General features: G+C 74.3%; 18 protein-coding genes. 10 read left to right on the forward strand and 8 right to left on the reverse strand.

Annotation, left to right across the window (positions count from 1 at the left end; all coding sequences use genetic code 11):
* Window positions 1-33: 33 nt before the first annotated feature.
* Window positions 34-1617 carry a hypothetical protein gene (locus AB2U05_RS30685; RefSeq protein ID WP_369184891.1) on the reverse strand — a complete coding sequence of 528 codons (1584 nt, stop codon included), beginning with the start codon at window positions 1615-1617 and terminating at the stop codon, window positions 34-36.
* Between the two features lie 295 nt (window positions 1618-1912).
* Between AB2U05_RS30685 and paaK the strand changes: the two genes are divergently transcribed.
* The 3 genes from paaK (at window position 1913) to AB2U05_RS30700 (ending at window position 4699) form a co-directional block, all read left to right on the forward strand.
* Window positions 1913-3247, forward strand: a complete 1335-nt coding sequence (gene paaK, locus AB2U05_RS30690) for a phenylacetate--CoA ligase PaaK (protein ID WP_369184892.1) — start codon at window positions 1913-1915, stop codon at window positions 3245-3247.
* A 234-nt stretch (window positions 3248-3481) separates the two neighbouring features.
* Window positions 3482-4153: a methyltransferase gene (locus AB2U05_RS30695; RefSeq protein WP_369184893.1), complete on the forward strand. Its 672-nt coding sequence runs from the start codon at window positions 3482-3484 to the stop codon at window positions 4151-4153.
* Window positions 4154-4261: 108 nt separating this feature from the next.
* On the forward strand, window positions 4262-4699 hold the full coding sequence (locus AB2U05_RS30700) for a GNAT family N-acetyltransferase (RefSeq protein WP_045710329.1): 438 nt from the start codon (window positions 4262-4264) through the stop codon (window positions 4697-4699).
* 7 nt (window positions 4700-4706) lie between these two features.
* Here AB2U05_RS30700 and AB2U05_RS30705 read toward each other — a convergent pair whose 3' ends face one another.
* Window positions 4707-6158 (reverse strand): aminopeptidase P family protein, encoded by a 1452-nt coding sequence (locus tag AB2U05_RS30705; RefSeq protein WP_369184894.1) that lies wholly within the window; start codon window positions 6156-6158, stop codon window positions 4707-4709.
* A 128-nt stretch (window positions 6159-6286) separates the two neighbouring features.
* On the opposite strand from AB2U05_RS30705, the gene AB2U05_RS30710 reads away from it, so the two are divergent.
* Window positions 6287-6925: a helix-turn-helix domain-containing protein gene (locus tag AB2U05_RS30710; protein WP_045691932.1), complete on the forward strand. Its 639-nt coding sequence runs from the start codon at window positions 6287-6289 to the stop codon at window positions 6923-6925.
* Between the two features lie 18 nt (window positions 6926-6943).
* Here the strand turns inward: AB2U05_RS30710 and AB2U05_RS30715 are convergent, their stop codons facing one another.
* The gene (locus AB2U05_RS30715) at window positions 6944-7528 is read right to left on the reverse strand and encodes a hypothetical protein (RefSeq protein WP_369184895.1); all 585 of its coding nucleotides are present in this window, start codon (window positions 7526-7528) and stop codon (window positions 6944-6946) included.
* Between the two features lie 229 nt (window positions 7529-7757).
* Here AB2U05_RS30715 and AB2U05_RS30720 point away from each other — a divergent pair, with 229 nt between their 5' ends.
* The gene (locus AB2U05_RS30720) at window positions 7758-8156 is read left to right on the forward strand and encodes a hypothetical protein (protein ID WP_157881956.1); all 399 of its coding nucleotides are present in this window, start codon (window positions 7758-7760) and stop codon (window positions 8154-8156) included.
* Window positions 8157-8171: 15 nt separating this feature from the next.
* On the opposite strand, the gene AB2U05_RS30725 is transcribed toward AB2U05_RS30720, so the two are convergent.
* On the reverse strand, window positions 8172-8843 hold the full coding sequence (locus AB2U05_RS30725) for a TetR/AcrR family transcriptional regulator (protein WP_369184896.1): 672 nt from the start codon (window positions 8841-8843) through the stop codon (window positions 8172-8174).
* A 124-nt stretch (window positions 8844-8967) separates the two neighbouring features.
* On the opposite strand from AB2U05_RS30725, the gene AB2U05_RS30730 reads away from it, so the two are divergent.
* The 5 genes from AB2U05_RS30730 to AB2U05_RS30750 all read left to right on the forward strand — a co-directional run bounded on the left by AB2U05_RS30730 (window position 8968) and on the right by AB2U05_RS30750 (window position 13404).
* Window positions 8968-9945 carry an alpha/beta hydrolase gene (locus AB2U05_RS30730; protein WP_369184897.1) on the forward strand — a complete coding sequence of 326 codons (978 nt, stop codon included), beginning with the start codon at window positions 8968-8970 and terminating at the stop codon, window positions 9943-9945.
* A 191-nt stretch (window positions 9946-10136) separates the two neighbouring features.
* Window positions 10137-10676 carry a hypothetical protein gene (locus AB2U05_RS30735; RefSeq protein WP_369184898.1) on the forward strand — a complete coding sequence of 180 codons (540 nt, stop codon included), beginning with the start codon at window positions 10137-10139 and terminating at the stop codon, window positions 10674-10676.
* 135 nt (window positions 10677-10811) lie between these two features.
* On the forward strand, window positions 10812-11897 hold the full coding sequence (gene zapE, locus AB2U05_RS30740) for a cell division protein ZapE (RefSeq protein WP_369184899.1): 1086 nt from the start codon (window positions 10812-10814) through the stop codon (window positions 11895-11897).
* A 57-nt stretch (window positions 11898-11954) separates the two neighbouring features.
* Complete coding sequence (locus AB2U05_RS30745; protein ID WP_369184900.1) at window positions 11955-12530, forward strand: hypothetical protein; 576 nt, start codon at window positions 11955-11957, stop codon at window positions 12528-12530.
* A 103-nt stretch (window positions 12531-12633) separates the two neighbouring features.
* A complete protein-coding gene (locus AB2U05_RS30750) occupies window positions 12634-13404 on the forward strand; it encodes a DJ-1/PfpI family protein (RefSeq protein ID WP_045710324.1) in 771 nt (256 codons plus the stop codon).
* A gap of 12 nt (window positions 13405-13416) precedes the next feature.
* Here AB2U05_RS30750 and AB2U05_RS30755 read toward each other — a convergent pair whose 3' ends face one another.
* The 4 genes from AB2U05_RS30755 to AB2U05_RS30770 form a co-directional block, all read right to left on the reverse strand.
* On the reverse strand, window positions 13417-14193 hold the full coding sequence (locus AB2U05_RS30755) for an alpha/beta hydrolase family protein (RefSeq protein WP_369186016.1): 777 nt from the start codon (window positions 14191-14193) through the stop codon (window positions 13417-13419).
* A 138-nt stretch (window positions 14194-14331) separates the two neighbouring features.
* Window positions 14332-14988, reverse strand: coding sequence for a hypothetical protein (locus tag AB2U05_RS30760; RefSeq protein WP_369184901.1), 657 nt, complete (start codon window positions 14986-14988; stop codon window positions 14332-14334).
* Between the two features lie 157 nt (window positions 14989-15145).
* Complete coding sequence (locus AB2U05_RS30765) at window positions 15146-15370, reverse strand: hypothetical protein (protein ID WP_369184902.1); 225 nt, start codon at window positions 15368-15370, stop codon at window positions 15146-15148.
* Window positions 15371-15410: 40 nt separating this feature from the next.
* The gene (locus AB2U05_RS30770; RefSeq protein WP_369184903.1) at window positions 15411-16175 is read right to left on the reverse strand and encodes a MerR family transcriptional regulator; all 765 of its coding nucleotides are present in this window, start codon (window positions 16173-16175) and stop codon (window positions 15411-15413) included.
* Window positions 16176-16550: the final 375 nt, after the last annotated feature.

Consider the following 16550-nt stretch of genomic DNA (forward strand, 5'->3'; position numbering starts at 1 on the left):
AGCCTTGACGTCGACGGCCCGGCCCGGCCCGACTCAGCCCACCCGGGCCGCGAACAGGCGCTGCCCCAGCAGCCCCATCGGGTGCCCGTCCGCCGGCAGGGCGAGGACGGTCGGGCAGCCGGCGGCGGTGAGCGCCGCCCGCCAGGCCTCGGCGGGCTCGGCGGCGAGGCCGCGGGCGTCACCGGTGACCAGCAGGTCGAGCTGCTCGGCGGTGGGGGCGAGCAGGAGCAGCCGGCCGCCGGGGGCGAGCAGGGCGGTGAGGGCGGCGGCCTCTTCCTCGGGCCGCCCGGTGGCGGTGGCGACGACCAGGTCGTAGCGGTCGCCGTCCGGGCTGAGGTGGTGTTCGGCGTCCGGGCGGGGGCGGGCGGTGAGGGCGCGGGCGACGGTGGTCTCGGCGCCGTCGCGGTCGAGTTCGAGCACCCGCAGCGGGGCGGGCCCGGTGTGGGCCTCGGCGGTGGCGCGCACCAGGGCGCCGAGCGCCGCGCCGAGGTAGCCGCGGGAGGCGGCCCAGCGGACCGGGGCGGCGCCCGGGCGGGGCGCCTCCTCGCCGCTGATCAGCTTGGGGAGCCGGGCGGCGCCGCGCCGTACGCGGTCCAGGGCGTTGGCCGGGCCGAGGCCGTCGGCCCAGCTCTCGGCGGCGGGGCGCCAGGACTCGCGGACGTCGGCGGCGGCGAGGGCGGGCGCGCCGAGGTAGGACGGGCCCTGGGCGCCGGCATCGTGCGGCTGGGCGTCGCCGTCCTGCCGGGCGCCGCCGTCCTGGCGGCTGATCAGGCCGTGCCGGGCGAGCGCATCGAGCCAGCGCCGGACCCGGGGCCGCTCGGCCGGGGTGACCCGGGCGGTGGCCAGGATCTCGGCCTCGTGGTGGCCCTGCGCAGGGTCGGTGAGCACGCCGTACTGCTGGAGGGTGAGCAGCAGTGAGGCGAGCACGGCCCGGTCGAGGTGGGCGCCGAAGTCGCGGACGTGTTCGGCGGTGACGCCGATGCTGTGCTTCCAGGCGGCGGCCTCGGCGGCTTCGGCGTCGGCGCGCAGCCGGCGGTCGGCGTCCTCGTCCTCGCTGTGCGGGGCGCGGACGTGGGCGAGGACGGCGCCGAGCGCCTCGACGGCTTCGTACACGTCGTCCTGCCGTGGTTCGGGGCCGACGTGCAGGATCAGGCGCAGCGTGCCGAGGTCGTGGTCGCCGAGGCCGGGCTGGCGGCTGAGCCGCCAGAGCAGCGCGGAGGGCAGGCTGAGGTGGGTGGCGCCGGTGGCGGCGAGGGCGGCGAGCAGCTCGTCGGGCTGCTGCTCGGGGTCGCCGCAGTGCACGGTGCCGCCGGCGAGCAGGGTGGCGAGGCCGAGTTCGACGGCGAGGTCGGTGGCGGGGTGCAGCACGGTGTGCCGGATCGGCAGGGGGCCGAGGACGCCGGCCCAGTGGCGGAGCCGCTGTTCGGCGGTGCGGGCGGCGGAGGGGGCGAGCGCGGCGTGCTGGGCGACGCGTTCGGCCAGGGCTCTGGGGAGGCCGCCCGGCGGGGAGACGCCGAGCAGCAGTCCGATGCCGCTGATCGCTCGGCTGCCGACGACGACGGCGGGTCGGTCGCCGAGTTCGCGCAGCGCGCTGACCAGGGCGGGAGTCGAGGCCAAGGTGATCACTCCGGGGTGTGGGGGGAAGCCGCACCACTGTTCCACGCGTCCGGGCCGGGGGAGGCGGTCCACGGGTCAAAATTCCGTAATGATTTTCATATCGGCCAGCTAAGCGGGCGGGTGATCTCCCTGCGAAGCCCCTGAAACTTCGCATTCCGGAACTTTGCCAAGACGGGAGGGAGCCGGGAGGCGAGGGTGTCTTGACAGGTGATCCACCCGCTCGGTTACCTGGGCCGAGCCCGTCCGAACCGAACGATCGGTAGGCCCCCGGGGGTCGACCCGCGAAGGAGCGACGATGACCGGCAGCGCACCCACCCCGCAGCGGCGCCTCGGCGACCCGATCCCGCCCGAGCTCCTCGACGCCGGCGAGCGGATGGACGCCGACGAGCTGCGCGCCCACCAGCTCGACCGGCTCCGGGCCACCCTGCGGCACGCGTACGACCACGTCGAGACGTACCGCCGGAAGTTCGACGCGGCCGGCGTGCGCCCCGAGGACTGCCGCACCCTGGCCGACCTCGCCCGCTTCCCGTTCACCACCAAGGCCGACCTGCGCGAGGGCTACCCGTACGGCATGTTCGCCGTCCCCCTCGACCAGGTCCGCCGGCTGCACGCCTCCAGCGGCACCACCGGCCGCCCGACCGTCGTCGGCTACACCGAGCGCGACCTCTCCACCTGGGCCGACCTCGTCGCCCGCTCGATCCGCGCCGCCGGCGGCCGGCCCGGAGACAAGGTGCACATCGCCTACGGCTACGGGCTGTTCACCGGCGGCCTCGGCGCGCACTACGGCGCCGAGCGGGCCGGCTGCACGGTGATCCCGGCCGGCGGCGGCATGACCGCCCGCCAGGTGCAGCTCATCCAGGACCTGCGGCCCGAGATCATCATGGTCACCCCGTCCTACCTGCTCACCCTGCTCGACGAGTTCGAGCGCCAGGGCGTCGACCCGCGCAAGACCTCGCTGCGGGTCGGCATTTTCGGCGCCGAGCCGTGGACGGAGGAGATGCGCCGCGAGATCGAGGACCGGCTGGACCTGCACGCCGTCGACATCTACGGCCTCTCCGAGGTGATGGGCCCCGGCGTCGCGCAGGAGTGCGTGGAGACCAAGGACGGCCTGCACATCTGGGAGGACCACTTCTACCCGGAGATCGTCGACCCCTTCACCGACCGGGCCCTGCCGGACGGCGAGAGCGGCGAACTCGTCCTCACCACGCTCACCAAGGAGGCCCTGCCCGTCATCCGCTACCGCACCCGTGACCTCAGCCGCCTGCTGCCCGGCACCGCGCGGGCCGCCTTCCGGCGGATGGAGAAGGTGACCGGGCGCAGCGACGACATGATCATCCTGCGCGGGGTGAACCTCTTCCCGACCCAGATCGAGGAGATCCTTCTGCGCACCCCGGGTGTCGCCCCGCACTTCCAGCTGCGGCTGAGCCGGCGCGGGCGGATGGACCACCTGACGGTGCGGGTCGAGGCCCGCCCGGAGGCGCCGGCCGGGCAGCGGGAGGAGGCGCGGGCGGCGATCGTGCGGGCGGTCAAGGACGGGGTGGGCGTCACCGTCGAGGCCGAGGTGGTGGATCCGTACACGCTGGAGCGCTCGGTCGGGAAGATCAAGCGGGTGGTGGACGAGCGCGGCTGAGGCGCGCCCCGGAGCGATGAGGTCGCCGGAGACGGACGGCTGTCCGGGGGGTGATGTCGTACGTCTCCGGCGACTACAGAAATGTAGACGTTCGACCGGGGCGGCGTCCAGCCCGGCCGCCGGCCCGTCGCCCGCGTCCTCGGTGCGGGTCCTCGGCGCGGGTCCTCGGTGCGCGGGCCGACCTCGCTCCCTCACGGTGCGTGAGAACCCCCCTACGGGCCCTATGCTGCGGGCATGCCGAGTGAGCTGCGAACTCCCCAGCCGGTCGACGACCTCGCCTTCATCCGGCGTGAGACCGAGCTGAAGCCCGTCCCCTTCCTGCCCGAGATCAGCCTGCACATGGCGGAGGACGCCATCGCGCTGTGGGAGACCACCGAACGGGAGCGCGGCACCGCCGACCTACCGCCGCCGTTCTGGGCGTTCGCCTGGGCCGGCGGGGTCGCGGTCGCCCGGTACGTCCTGGACCACCCCGAACTCGTCGCGGGGAAGGCCGTGTTGGACATCGCCGCCGGCTCCGGCCTGGTCGGCGTGGCCGCCGCCCTGCGCGGCGCGCGGACGGTGCGGGCCGCCGAGATCGACGCCTACGCGGTGGCGGCCATCGGCCTCAACGCCGAGTCCAACGGCGTCCGGGTGGAGGGCGCGCTGGTCGACCTGGTCGACGGCGACGGCGCGCCCGCCGACGTGGTGCTCGCCGGGGACGTCTTCTACGAACGGGCCATGGCCGCCCGCTTCCTGCCCTTCCTGGAGCGGGCCGTCGCGCGCGGCGCCACCGTCATCGTCGGGGACCCCGGCCGCGCCTACCTGCCCCGGGACCGGTTCACCTCGCTCGCCGCGTACCGGGTGCCGGTCGTCGCCGACCTGGAGGACACCGCGGTCAAGACCACCACGGTGTGGCGGCTGGGCTGATCCTGACCGAGCCGAGCCCGGCCGAGCCCGGCCGGGCCGGGCCGGGGCGGCCGTCCGTGACGTGGAATTCCCGGCAGCGCACGGGACCGTCCTGCTAGACAGGCCGCCATGACCGACGAGATCGTCCTGCGACCCGCCACCCCCGACGAGATCCCCGCCCTGCTCGCCCTCTGGGCGCGCGCGGCCAAGGGCACCAGCATCACCGACGACGCGGCCGGCGTCGCCGCGCTGCTGGCCCGCGACCCGGAGTGCCTGATCGTCGCCGCCCCGGCCGACGACCCGGCCCGCCTCCTCGGCACCGTCATCGCCGGCTGGGACGGCTGGCGCTGCCACCTCTACCGCCTGGCCGTCGACCCGGACCACCGCCGGCGCGGCATCGGCGCCGCCCTGCTCGCGGCCGCCGAGCAGCGCTTCACCGCGCTCGGCGGCCGCCGGGCCGACGCCATGGTGCTGGACGACAACGCCCTCGGCCACCGCACCTGGCAGGCCGCGGGCTACCAGCCGGAACCGCAGTGGAGCCGCTGGGTGAAGCCGCTGCAGGGCTGAGTCCCGCTCAGCCGCGGAGGCGGGCCAGCCAGGCCTCGACCTCGTCGGAGCGGCGGGGGAGGGCGGCGGACAGGTTCTCGTTGCCCTCCTCGGTGACCAGGATGTCGTCCTCGATCCGCACGCCGATGCCCCGGTACTCCTCCGGCACCGTCAGGTCGTTCTCCTGGAAGTAGATGCCCGGCTCCACGGTGAGCACCATGCCCGCCGCCAGCGGCCCGTCGACGTGCTCCTCGGTGCGCGAGTGGGCGCAGTCGTGGACGTCGATGCCCAGCATGTGGCCGGTGCCGGCCAGGGTGAAGCGGCGGTGCAGGCCCAGTTCGTAGACCTTGTCGGCGCTCAGGTCGCCGAACAGGCCCCAGGCGGTGAGGTGTTCGGCGAGGACGCGCTGCGCGGCGTGGTGGAAGTCGCGGAACTGCCCGCCGGGCTTCACCGCGGCGATGCCGGCCTCCTGGGCGGCGTACACGGCGTCGTACACCTTGCGCTGCAGGTCGGTGAAGCGGCCGCTGACCGGCAGGGTGCGGGTGACGTCGGCGGTGTACAGCTCGTTGGTCTCCACCCCCGCGTCGAGCAGCAGCAGGTCGCCGGGCTGGGCGTGGCCGGTGTTGCGGACCCAGTGCAGGGTGGTGGCGTGCGGGCCGGCCGCGGCGATGGTGCTGTAGCCGACGTCGTTGCCCTCGATCCGGGCGCGGACGAAGAAGGTGCCCTCGATCAGGCGCTCCGGCGTCGCGGAGTCGGTGCCGAGGACGCGCACCACGTCCTCGAAGCCGCGGGCGGTCGCGTCGCAGGCGAAGCGCAGCTCGGCGATCTCGAACTCGTCCTTGACCAGCCGCAGTCCGGAGAGGAAGACCTCGAACTCGGCGTCCCGCTCGGCGTCGAGCCGGTCGGCGAGGGTCCGCTCCAGCGCCGCGTCGTGCCGGCGCAGCACGCGCACCGGGGCGCCGCCGGCGGCGGCCGCGCGCAGGTCGTCGTGCACGCCGCGGACGTCGCGGCAGGGCAGGCCGAGCAGGCGCTCGCTCTCGGTCAGGCTGTTGCGGCGGCCGTCCCACAGCTCGCCGTGGTTGTCGAGCCAGAACTCGCCGTTCGTCAGGCTGGACCGGCCGCGCAGGTAGAGCACGGCCTCGTGGCCGCTCGCGCCGGTCGGCTCCAGCACCAGGACGGCGTCCTGGGACTGGTCGCCCGTCAGGTAGACGTAGTCGGAGGACGGGCGGAACGGGTAGTCGGTGTCGTTGGCCCGCACCTTCGGGTTGCCGGACGGGACGACCAGCAGCTCGCCCGGGTACGCGGCGGAGAGCGCCGCGCGCCGGCGGGCGGTGTGCGTGGCCTGCGCGATCGGCTCCAGGTCGCGGCGCTCGGTGTCGGCCCAGCCCTGCGTCATGCTCGCGGCCAGCTCGTCGGTCACGCCGCGGGTGAGGCCGTTCTTCCGGTACTTGACGGCTTCGGCGGGCTGGGCTTCGGACATGGCGTCTCCAGAGGGGGAGGGTCGGTGCGGGGTGCCTTCGCTACGCTGCCCGGTGGGTGTGCGCGGCAGGCGTACGGCAAGCGTTCCGTACGGTATAACGAACGGTGACGGGAGAGAAGAGGTCGAGGGTGAACGGTTTCGAGGGCTCGGTGCGGGGCGTCCTCGCCGCCAACCTCAAGCGGGTACGGGCGGCGCGCGGGCTCTCGCTCTCCGAGCTGTCCCGGCAGGCCGGCATCGGCAAGGCGACGCTCTCCCAGCTGGAGTCCGGCGCCGGGAACCCCACCCTGGAGACGGTGTTCGGCCTCGCCCGGGTGCTCGGCGTCCCGATCTCCGACCTGGTGGAGGCCGGGCCCGCCGACCAGGTCACGGTGGTCCGGGCGGCCGAGGTCGACGTGCTCAGCGGCCGGGGCGTCGACCTGCGCCCGCTGCGCCGGATCGAGTCCGGCGGCGAGGTGTTCGAGGTCTACGACCAGGTGGTGCGCACCGACGGCACCCAGATCTCCGCCGGCCACACCGGCACCGAGCACACCGTCGTCCAGTCCGGCCGGCTGCGGGTGCGGGCCGGGCGCCGCGAGGTCGAGCTCGGCCCCGGCGACTACATCGGCTTCGACGCCGCGCTGCCGCACGCCTACACGGCCGTGGGCGGCGAGCCGGTCCGCTCCGTCCTGCTGCTCCAGTGCCGCGCCGAGCCGCACCCGCACCTCGCGGACGGGGCCGGGGACGCAGGCGGGACTGTGGGCGGCGAGCGGCTGCCGCACCAGGACTGAGCGAGCGGTTCGTTCGGTTTACTGAACGGGCTGGAGGGCAGTAGCGCGACGCCGGCGGTAGTAGTGCACCGTGAGGACGGCGAGCAGCGGCCCCCACGCGGCCAGCGGCCAGTAGGCCGCGCAGAAGACCACGTCCCGCCAGGCGGACACGTGCAGGCCCACGCCGGGGGTGCCGTCGACCCGGTAGCCGAGGCTGACCATGGTCAGCGAGTACGGCCACAGCAGGGTGTTGAACGCCGCGCCCAGGCCGGCCGGGATCACCGCCGCGAGCACCGGCACCCGGCGCCCGCCCAGGACCGGGATCCACCGGGGCCACACCTCGCCCCACTCGCTGACCAGCCCGACCGCCAGGAACGCCAGCAGTTCGCTCACCACGCTCAGCGCGATGACGTACCACCACTCGCCGCCGAACCAGTCCGGCGGCGGGGTGCCGTCCGCGGGGGCGTCCATCAGCGGCAGCCGGAAGTCGACGGCGAGGACCCGCCAGAGCCCGGCCGGCAGCACGGTCAGCGAGGTGAGGTAGGCGGCCCGCACCGCCCAGCGGGGCACGCCCGGTGCCGTTCGACCGTGCAGCCGGGCCGGCGGGGTGTGAGCGGCGGTCATGGCGAACTCTCCTGGTGCGAGCTGGGGTTGAACGATCCGACGCATCGAGGATCGCGCCGCGGGCGGGGGTGCCGCGTCCGTCTCCGGCACCGCCCGTCCCGCCCCGTTCACCCCTTCGGGGGAGGCCGCCTGCTACCGGGACGGTAGCCCGCCCGGGCGATGCGCCGGCCCGGCCGACGCCCCGCGCGCTCGGCTATCGTGAGGCCGAGGAAACGGGAGGGTGGTGGGCATGAGCGAGACGATCGCCGAGTTCGGCTGCGAGGTGTGCTGCGCGCCGAGCGCGGAAGCGGTCTGGCGCGACCGGGCGACGGTCTTCGCACACGGGACGGACGTGGTGGACGACTCCCACTTCATGGTCTCGACCCGCCGCTGCCGCACCTGCGGACAGCACTTCGCCTCGATCTTCACCGAGTTCATCGACTGGAAGAACGGCGACGACGCCCAGTACCTCACCCTCCTGCCGGTCACCCCGCCCGAGGCCGACGCCCTGGCCGCCGGCACCCTCACCCCCTTCCGGCTCGGCACCCTCGGCGCCGGCCGCCGCTACCTGAACCACGACCGCCCCAGCGGCGGCCCGTCCCGGGTCTACTGGCGCACCGGCCCCTTCATGGTCGTCGAGGGCCACTGACGCCCGGAGACCTGATCACCGGTACGCCCGCGCGTCGCTGATCGACTCCTCGATCCGGGAGAGGTGGGCGGCGAGGATCTCCTCGAACGCGGCGCGGCGGTCCGCGCCGAGCGGGCGGACGTCGCGGGCGAAGTGCGCCAGGGCGGGGAAGCGTTCGGGATCGGCGCCGAGCACCGCGACCCGGAACTGCTCCATGGCCTGCTCGTACTCCGTGGCGGTGATGCTGCCGATGCCGCCCTCGGAGGCGATCAGCGAGGCGATCAGGATCACGATGCGGTGGTACCGCACCGGCACCTCCTCGTCGGGCAGGCCCGACGCGCGCAGGGCCTGCAGCAACTCCTCCATGACCAGCCGGGATCCGGTGCCGCCGGACGCGTAACGCCCCCACAGCGCGGCGAGTTGGGGCTGCTCGCCGAAGGCCTCGCGCAGGCGCAGGCCCAGGGCCGTGATGCGCTGCTTCCAGTCGCCCTCGGGGCGGTAGCCGTCCATGGCCGCCTGGAGGACCCGGTCGGCGACCGCGCGCAGCAGCTCGGTCTTGTTGCGGAAGTGCCGGTAGAGGCTGGAGGAGTCGGTCCCGAGCGCCGCGGCGAGCTTGCGCACGCTGAACGACTCGGCGTCGCCCGTGCGCAGCAGCTCCGCCGCCGTGTCCAGGATCTCCTCGGTCGACCATCGCCTGCGGCCAGTCATCTCGCCCCTCTCGTCCGGGCACAGCCTAAACCATGCACTCTCCGTTGCGCTTTCCGTTGCGCTTGGTGTTGCACGCGGTGCGTGCATAATGAGGGCGGCGCACTGTTCGAGGGGAGAAGGACACATGAGCGAGACCACGACCACGAGCACGACCACGACGGCGACCGCGACCCGGCCGCCGGAACCGGACTTCGCGGCGATCACGCCCGCGGAACTGCGCACGTACCGCGACGCCGAGAACCGCTTCCGCGCCTCCGACGCCGCGCGGGCGATCCTCGGGGAACCGCACCCCGGCGCCGCGATCGCCTGGCAGCAGCTCGCGCTGCCCGGCCGCGACCTCCCGGTCCGGGTCTACCGGCCGGCCCCGCCGGAAGGGGGCGCTCGCACCGACCTGCCCCTCGTGGTCCACGTCCACGGCGGCGGCTTCGTGGGCACGGCCGCGCAGTGCGACTGGACCAGCAGCCACCTCGCCGCACGGCTGCCCGCCCTCGTCGTCTCCGTCGAGCACCGTCTGCTCGCCCCCGACCGCCCGCTCGCGCACGCCGCCGACGACGGCTGGGACGTGCTCCGGCACGTGGTCCGACACGCCGCGCGGTGGGGCGTCGACCCGGCGCGCGTGGCCGTCTTCGGCGAGAGCTGCGGCGCGCTGATCAGCGCGCTGACGGCCGTTCGGGCCCGGGAGGCCGGCCTGGAGCTCAGGGCGCAGGTGCTGGTCAACCCCGTCGTCGACGTCACCGAGTCGATGCCCGACTACCCCTCGATGGCCGAGTACGCGGACCGCCCGACCCGGGCCCTGCCGCTGCTGCGACTCCTCCGGCGGCTCGCCGTCCCGCCGGGAGCCGACGCCGCGGCGGTCTCCCCGCTCTTCGTCGCCGACCTGGGCGGCCTCGCCCCGGCGCTCCTCGTGGTCCCCACCCAGGACGCGGTCGCCGACCACGGCCGCCGCTACGCCGAGCGGCTGCGCGCCGCCGGGACCCCCGTACGGCTCTCCGAGTACCCGGGAGCGAAGCACGCGTTCCTCACCCTGCCCGGCGTGGAACCGCAGGCCGCGGCCGCCCAGGCGGAGATCCTGGCGTACCTCCGCGCGGCCCTGACGAAGTAGCGGAAGCGAGGGGGAACGTGCCCGGGGCGGCAGCGGAAGCCGCCCCGGGCGCCGGCGGGCGTCGCTGCCGGTTCGGCCCGGCAGGCTGCGGGCCGACCGCCCGTGCGGTGCGCGGCGGGCGAATTCGGATCGCCCGGGCAGGTGCCGGGGTGACATCCTGTGCGGGCTGGTCCGGGAGCGGGGGAGGGCTCGTGGGTTACGAGGTGGAGTGGGTGGAGCTGCCCGAGGCCGCGGGGCGGGCGCGGAGCCGGTGGGAGGACTGCGCCGGGAGCGGCCTGGTGTGCGATCACGAGCCGAGGTGCGCGGAGGCGTACTTTTCGCTCGCGGAGCCGTTCCGGTTCTGCTTGAACGTCGCCGGGATGGCGGTGTGCCGGGACGGGATGCGCCGTGCCGCCATGAGCTACCGGGCCGAGCGGCAGCCGTTTCCGGACTGGCCGTTCGAGGGCGCCGAGGACTGGCGGTCCGCGAGCCGGGCCCGGCGGGACGCCTACAGGGCGGCCGAGCGGGCCGCCGCCGCGCAGACCGTGCCGGGGGGAGTCGGCGTCCCGGAGTTCAAGCTGTCGAGCAACGGCCCGTGGATCGTCGGCCCCCAGGAGATCGCCGGCGCCCTGGGCCGCTACGCCCTCGCCCCGGCCGGCCTGCGGGCCGAGCTGGAGGCCGCGGAGGTGTGGCGCGACTGGCTCGGCTGGCTGCGGGAGACGGTGACCCGCGGGGGCTTCACGGTCGGCTGAGCGGCCGCCGCCGGTCGGGCGTTGTCGCAGGCCAGGGGCATCTGGCAAGATCACCAGCGCTCGCCGGGGGCAGCGGACACCGCCACCGGCTTCGGTGGTGTCGGCGTGGGACCGGGGGGCCGTCAGATGATGGAGATGTTCGAGCGTGCCGCCGCGGAAGCGGGCTTCGCGCTCGACGGCTCGCAGACCGCGGCGGCCGAGCGGCTCGCCCGGCTCGGCGCCGACCTGTCCGCCCGCCGGCGCCTCTTCGGTGCCGGGAAGCCGCCGCGCGGTGTCTACGTGTGGGGGCCGGTCGGGCGCGGCAAGAGCTGGCTGACCGGGGTCTTCTACGAGGCGCTGCCGCTGCGGAACAAGCGCCGGGTGCACTTCCACGAGTTCTTCCGGGAGTTCCACGCCGTCCACGCCCGCCACCGCAAGGAGCGGAACGCCTGCGACCTCGCCGTCGCGGAACTGCTCAGCGACTGCCGGCTGCTGTTCTTCGACGAGTTCCACGTGCACGACCCGGGCGACGCGATGATGATGGGCCGCGTCCTCACCTCGCTGGTCGAGCAGAAGGTCACCCTGGTGGCCACCTCCAACTACCCGCCCGCCGGCCTGCTGCCGAACCCCGTTCACCACCACATGTTCGAGCCGACCATCAAGCTGCTCGAAAGCTCCCTGGACGTCCTGGAGGTCGCGGGCCCGCACGACTACCGCTCCCGCGCGAAGTCCCGTACCAGGACCAGCCGTTCGCGGTTCGAGGGCGGGGGCTACCTCTGGCCCGGCAGCGAGCGGCAGCTGCGCGAGGCCGGGCTCGAACCGCCGGCCGCCGCCGAGCGGCAGACCGTCCGGACCGGCGGCCGCGAGCTCACCGCCCGCGCGGTGCGCGACGGTCTCGTCTGGTTCGACTTCCACGAGCTGTGCGACGAACGCACCTCGACCGTCGACTACCTGCGCCTCGCCGACCGCTTCGACACCTGGGTGCTCTCAGGCCTGCCCGAACTCACCTCCGGCCGCCGGGACGCGGCGCAGCGCTTCGCCAACCTCGTCGACGTCCTGTACGACCGGGACGCGACGCTGTACCTCGTCGCCGACGCTCCGCTCGCGGACTGCCTCCGGGGGGACGCGCTGCCCATCGACGTCAACCGGACCGTCAGCCGTCTCGGCCTCCTGCCGGTTCCTCCGTTCGGTGGTCCCCCGAGCGCGTCCACCGTGCGGGCGGCTGCCGTTCCACCACGCTGATGCGGACGCCGCCCGCGACGGCGCGGGCGGCCGGAGCGTGAGAGCAGGGTGAACGACATGGAACACCGTAGTAGGGGATTCGGCGGGGCCGGGTTGGTCGCGGCGGCGATGGCGGGCTGTGCGGTGGCGGTGCTGGCCGCCGGCCCGTCCTGGGCGCTGCGGCAGCCCGACCCGCGGCCGGCGCTGGGGGGCGTCGTGCCGGGCCCGCCCGAGGCTTCCACGCTGCCCGCCGTGGCCGCCAAGCCGTCCCACTCCCACCTGGAGGTGGTCCGGATCGACCCGGACCCGGCGGCACCCGGCGGCACCACCACGATCCACGCCTTCGTCGCCAACTTCGGCCCGGACACCACCGCCTCGCCGTTCACGGTCACCGTCACCCTGCCGGAGGGGGTGACCCCGCAGGCCCCGTTCTTTCCCACGGACTGCAAGGTCGGGGCGCGTGGCAGGCAGGTGCACTGCGTGTTCGGGCCCGGCCTGCCGAGCGGCGGCAGCGCGACCGCCCTCGTCCGGATCTTGATCTCCCCCAAGCAGGAGCCCGGGATCCTGGAGGGCGGCTCGGTCGAGGTGCGCAGCGCGGACGACCCGGGCGGCGCCCGCCATCGGGAGTCGTTCGACATCAGGGTCGCCGAGTAGCCGAGCGGCGTCGCCTGACCGGGTTCTGACATCCCTTCGGGAACCGGCCCGGCCGCCGATCCGACTGCCTGGGTGATCATCCATCAAGGGAGTTGGTTCGACGATGACTTCGAGCACGGGCACCACCCGTCGCACGGTGCTCCGCAGGGCAACGGCAGCGGCAGGCGCTCTCGGTGTCGGCCTGGCCGGTGTCCCGACCGCCGCATCCGCTGGGCAGCGCGAGCGGATCCGCGTGGCCGTCCTGCTCTACGACGGCTTCACCGCCCTGGACGCGGTCGGCCCGTACGAGGCGCTGTGCCGCGTCCCGGGCGTCCGTGTGGTCACGGTCGGCCGCAAGGCCGGTCCGGTCCGCACGGACACCGGGCAGCTGGCACTCGGCGCGGAGCGGGCCATGACGGACGTGCCGCACGCGGACGTGCTCCTGATCCCCGGCGGCGGCAACCGCGGCACGATCGCGACGATGAACGACCCGTCCGTCCTGGCCTGGGTGCGCCGCATCCACCAGCACTCGACGTGGACCACGTCCGTCTGCACCGGCGCCCTCGTCCTCGGCTCCGCCGGCCTCCTGCGCGGCGTCCCGGCCACCACGTACTGGGCCTCGCGGCCCTACCTCGCGGAGACGTTCGGCGCGGTCGTCACGCCGGGCCGCTTCGTCGAATCGGGCAAGATCATCACCGCGGCGGGCGTGTCCGCCGGCATCGACCTGGGCCTGCACCTGGCCGCCCGCCTCTCCGACGACGAGGTCGGCCGGGCGATGCAGCTCGCGATCGAGTACGACCCCGAGCCGCCGTTCGACACGGGCAGCCCCGAGAAGGCGGACGAGGCCACCCGGCAACTGGCCCTCAAGCTCGTCGCCGACGCGGCGGCGCCCTGACGCAAGGGGGCGTCAGATCCGCCGGAACGGTCGCCCGGCCAGGCCGGCCCCCACCACTTCGCCGTTGTCGTCACGGCTGAAGTGCCCCCGCCGCCCGCCCGCCGGCCGCTCCGGGGCGAGGGTGGTGTCGAGCCAGTCGAACGTGACCTGCTGGAATCGCGCCATGGCCCCCATGTGGCAGTGCTCGCCCGCGCCCTCGGACTCGGACAGCGTGACCAGGGTGTGCGGGCAGGTCAGCGCCGCACGGACGAGCTGGGGCTGGCCGTGGAAGAACTGGTCGTGCTCGGCGTCCAGGACGAGGGTGGGGCAGTCGATGAGCGGGGCGACGCCGTCGAGGGTGTAGTCGGCGGTGCGCCGGATGTAGTCCGCGGCGGAATCGGCGCCGAACGTCCACACGCCGTTGCGCAGGGCCCAGCGGAGCTGGGTGGAGGCCTGCATCATCAGGCTCAGGACCGGGTCGGCGAGGTCGTCGCGCCCGGCTCCGACCCACTCCCGCAGGAACGGCGGCATGAGCCGGGTGTGGGCCTGGTGGTAGTCGTAGAGGCCGTCGTCCAGCACCAGGGCGGCCAGCCGGTGCTCGTGGGCGGCGGCACGGGCGGAGAGGTGGCCGCCGAGGCTGTAGCCCATGAGCGCGAGCCCGTCCGGGGCGATCTCGGGGCGGGTGAGCGCGAAGTCGAGCACGGGGGTGACGACGGCCTCCCAGTCCGGGCGAAGGACGAGGCCCTGTTCGCGCAGCGCGGCGCCCTGGCCGGGGCCGTCGTAGGCGAGCACGTGGTACCCGCGGCGCAGCGCCCTGGACCTCCTCGCCGGCCCGCTCTACTGGCGCCTCGCGGTCGTCCACACCCCGACCGCCCCGGACCACCTGGACCGCCTCACGGACAAGCTGCTCGCTGCCTTCCGGGCCTGACGTCCGAAGCCGAACCCCTCCTACGGCCGCGGTGTGCTGACCCAGCGCCACGAGGTGAGACGAGGGTGCCCCGGCAGTTCGGCGCGGCCGGTCGCCCACAGCAGGGTGCGCCAGGGATCCGCGCCGCCCGGCGCCTCCGGAAACAGACGGGCGAGCACCCGGGAGCACAGAGCGGAGGGCGGGGTCCAGGCAAGCCCGAAGCCCTCCGCCGCATCGTGCATGTGCACCAGCGTCTCCACCACCCCCATCGCCGCGAAGCCTTCAGGATCCGACACCCCGGCGGCGTGGTGGGCGCGCACCTCGGACGAGGCCGTACGCACCATCGCGACCAGCAGCGCGCCGCACGCCTCCAGCACCTGCACCAGGCCGGCCGGACCCGCAGTGCGCTCCGCGAAGACGAAGACCGTGGGTCCGTCCGGCCTCTTCCGGTTCAGCGCGAACGGCACATGGGTGTCCAGCGGCGGGCTCTGCGGCCCCAACTGCACGGCGTAGTACAGCAGGTCGTTGGCGAGGTGCTCGACGGTCTCCCAGCAGTCCCACTCCAGCGAACCGGCCTTATCGCCCCACCCCTCCGAGGGCGCGTCCCGCAGGACGCCCACGGCGAGCCGCACGGCAAGGTCGACGTCGTCCGCGGTGACGGGGGACGACACTGATCCGGTTTCGGCTGATCGAGACATCGCAGCACCGTATCCCAGGGGAGGAGGGCAACCGGCTCCTGGCGGTCGAACGGAGCTCGTGGTCCCGGCGGCAGGAGTGGCCAACTCCCGGACAGCCCTTGCGATCCGCTGGACCTCATCGAGGCTGCGCTCAGCCAGACCTGAGAGGCCTGGTGCGTCAGGCGGTAGTCGCCCCGTCGTCGTGCCGCGCCGCGCCGTCCGGGATGCGTCCGAGCCGGAAGAACGTGATGAACCCCTGGACGGTGAGGGCCAGGAGGACGGAGGGGAGCACGGTCCACGGCAGCACCCCGCCGATCGTCAGAGCCGTGAAGACGACCAGGGCCGCGACGAGGGTGGGCAGGACGGCGGACACGGAGATGCCGATGCGGATGTGGCGGGTCATGAGTACTCCTCTGGGAAGAAGGGGCGAACGGAATGAACGGTCACTTGGCGGCGCGGGCGCGGTCGAGATAGGCGGCCAGGTCGTGCCAGGCGTCGGCCGGAGTCGCCGGGTCGCCGGACATCGCGGCCGGCTCGTGCCGCCAGGCCGACCGCACCGCGGTCGAGACACCGCCGTCGCCCCCGGTGAACAGCGAGCTCAGCTCATCCATGCGTGCGACCAGCTTCCTCACCCGGGGCGCCGCCGGATCGACCCCGGCGAGCCGCAGCGCCTCGGCCCGGCGGTACAGCTCCGGCCACTCCACCTCCAGCAGGTAGTGCGCGGCAGGACCCAGCCCTGCCGCCCGGTCCCGCAGAGTCCGCAGCTGGTCGCTGTCGAGGTGACGCCGCAGCGCCTCCTGGCCCTGCGGTCCCGCGCTGCCCATCGACTGGAGCGCGCCGATCAACGCGGAGACGTCCGGCGCCCGGTCGGACGCCAGCTCGCCGTGGATGTGCGCCAGCCGCTGCCTCAGGGCCTCCAGGGACGCGATGGACGCCTCGACGCCGGCCAGGTGCTCACTCACCAGCCGAACCGGGTCGACTCCGACCTCCAGGCACGTCGCGATGCTCTCCAGTCCCAGCCCGAGACGACGCAGCGCGAGCACCTGGTACAGGCGGATCACATCCTGCTCGGTGTACTCGCGGTGCCCGGCGGCCGTACGCCTGGACGGACTGAGAAGCCCGATCTGGTCCCAGTGGTGCAACGTACGAACGGTCAGCCCACTCGCCTCGGCGAGCGGCCCGACCTTCCACGTCTGGTCGATGCTCATGCACCAACGATGCCCCCTGACGTCGCGTGAGGTGCAAGCGCCCCGGGTTCGCCCGACGACCGGCGGGCGTGGGCTGCCGGTGCACGAGCGGGCTTCGAGGACGGTCGAAGCCCGCGTCGAACTCGTATTTCCCGAAGGCGAGCGCCGCACGGGACCTTATCGACGCCGCTCTCAGCCAGACCTGAGAGGACGTTCCGCGGCCCGTCGCACGGCGGCGAGATGGTCCGCTTCGGCGCGGTCGCCCTGTCGGTAGAGCACGGTGGCCAAGCGGGTGGTGGCCATGGCCACCACCCGGGCCTGGGTGGTGTCGGCCTCGGCGGCCCGGCGCAGGTCGGCGAGGACCTGAGGGTTGTCGCGGCCGGTGATCAGGTGGTC

The sequence above is a fragment of the Streptomyces sp. Y1 genome, from assembly GCF_041053115.1.
Classification (GTDB): domain Bacteria; phylum Actinomycetota; class Actinomycetes; order Streptomycetales; family Streptomycetaceae; genus Kitasatospora; species Kitasatospora rubellomurina.

What these genes read in the sequence shown, in the direction of transcription:
- paaK (WP_369184892.1), top strand. Translation starts at nt 1,913, where the DNA reads ATGACCGGCAGCGCACCCACCCCGCAGCGGCGCCTCGGCGACCCGATC.
- AB2U05_RS30695 (WP_369184893.1), top strand. Translation starts at nt 3,482, where the DNA reads ATGCCGAGTGAGCTGCGAACTCCCCAGCCGGTCGACGACCTCGCCTTC.
- AB2U05_RS30700 (WP_045710329.1), top strand. Translation starts at nt 4,262, where the DNA reads ATGACCGACGAGATCGTCCTGCGACCCGCCACCCCCGACGAGATCCCC.
- AB2U05_RS30705 (WP_369184894.1), bottom strand. Translation starts at nt 6,158, where the DNA reads ATGTCCGAAGCCCAGCCCGCCGAAGCCGTCAAGTACCGGAAGAACGGC.
- AB2U05_RS30715 (WP_369184895.1), bottom strand. Translation starts at nt 7,528, where the DNA reads ATGACCGCCGCTCACACCCCGCCGGCCCGGCTGCACGGTCGAACGGCA.
- AB2U05_RS30720 (WP_157881956.1), top strand. Translation starts at nt 7,758, where the DNA reads ATGAGCGAGACGATCGCCGAGTTCGGCTGCGAGGTGTGCTGCGCGCCG.
- AB2U05_RS30725 (WP_369184896.1), bottom strand. Translation starts at nt 8,843, where the DNA reads ATGACTGGCCGCAGGCGATGGTCGACCGAGGAGATCCTGGACACGGCG.
- AB2U05_RS30730 (WP_369184897.1), top strand. Translation starts at nt 8,968, where the DNA reads ATGAGCGAGACCACGACCACGAGCACGACCACGACGGCGACCGCGACC.
- zapE (WP_369184899.1), top strand. Translation starts at nt 10,812, where the DNA reads ATGTTCGAGCGTGCCGCCGCGGAAGCGGGCTTCGCGCTCGACGGCTCG.
- AB2U05_RS30745 (WP_369184900.1), top strand. Translation starts at nt 11,955, where the DNA reads ATGGAACACCGTAGTAGGGGATTCGGCGGGGCCGGGTTGGTCGCGGCG.
- AB2U05_RS30750 (WP_045710324.1), top strand. Translation starts at nt 12,634, where the DNA reads ATGACTTCGAGCACGGGCACCACCCGTCGCACGGTGCTCCGCAGGGCA.
- AB2U05_RS30760 (WP_369184901.1), bottom strand. Translation starts at nt 14,988, where the DNA reads ATGTCTCGATCAGCCGAAACCGGATCAGTGTCGTCCCCCGTCACCGCG.
- AB2U05_RS30765 (WP_369184902.1), bottom strand. Translation starts at nt 15,370, where the DNA reads ATGACCCGCCACATCCGCATCGGCATCTCCGTGTCCGCCGTCCTGCCC.
- AB2U05_RS30770 (WP_369184903.1), bottom strand. Translation starts at nt 16,175, where the DNA reads ATGAGCATCGACCAGACGTGGAAGGTCGGGCCGCTCGCCGAGGCGAGT.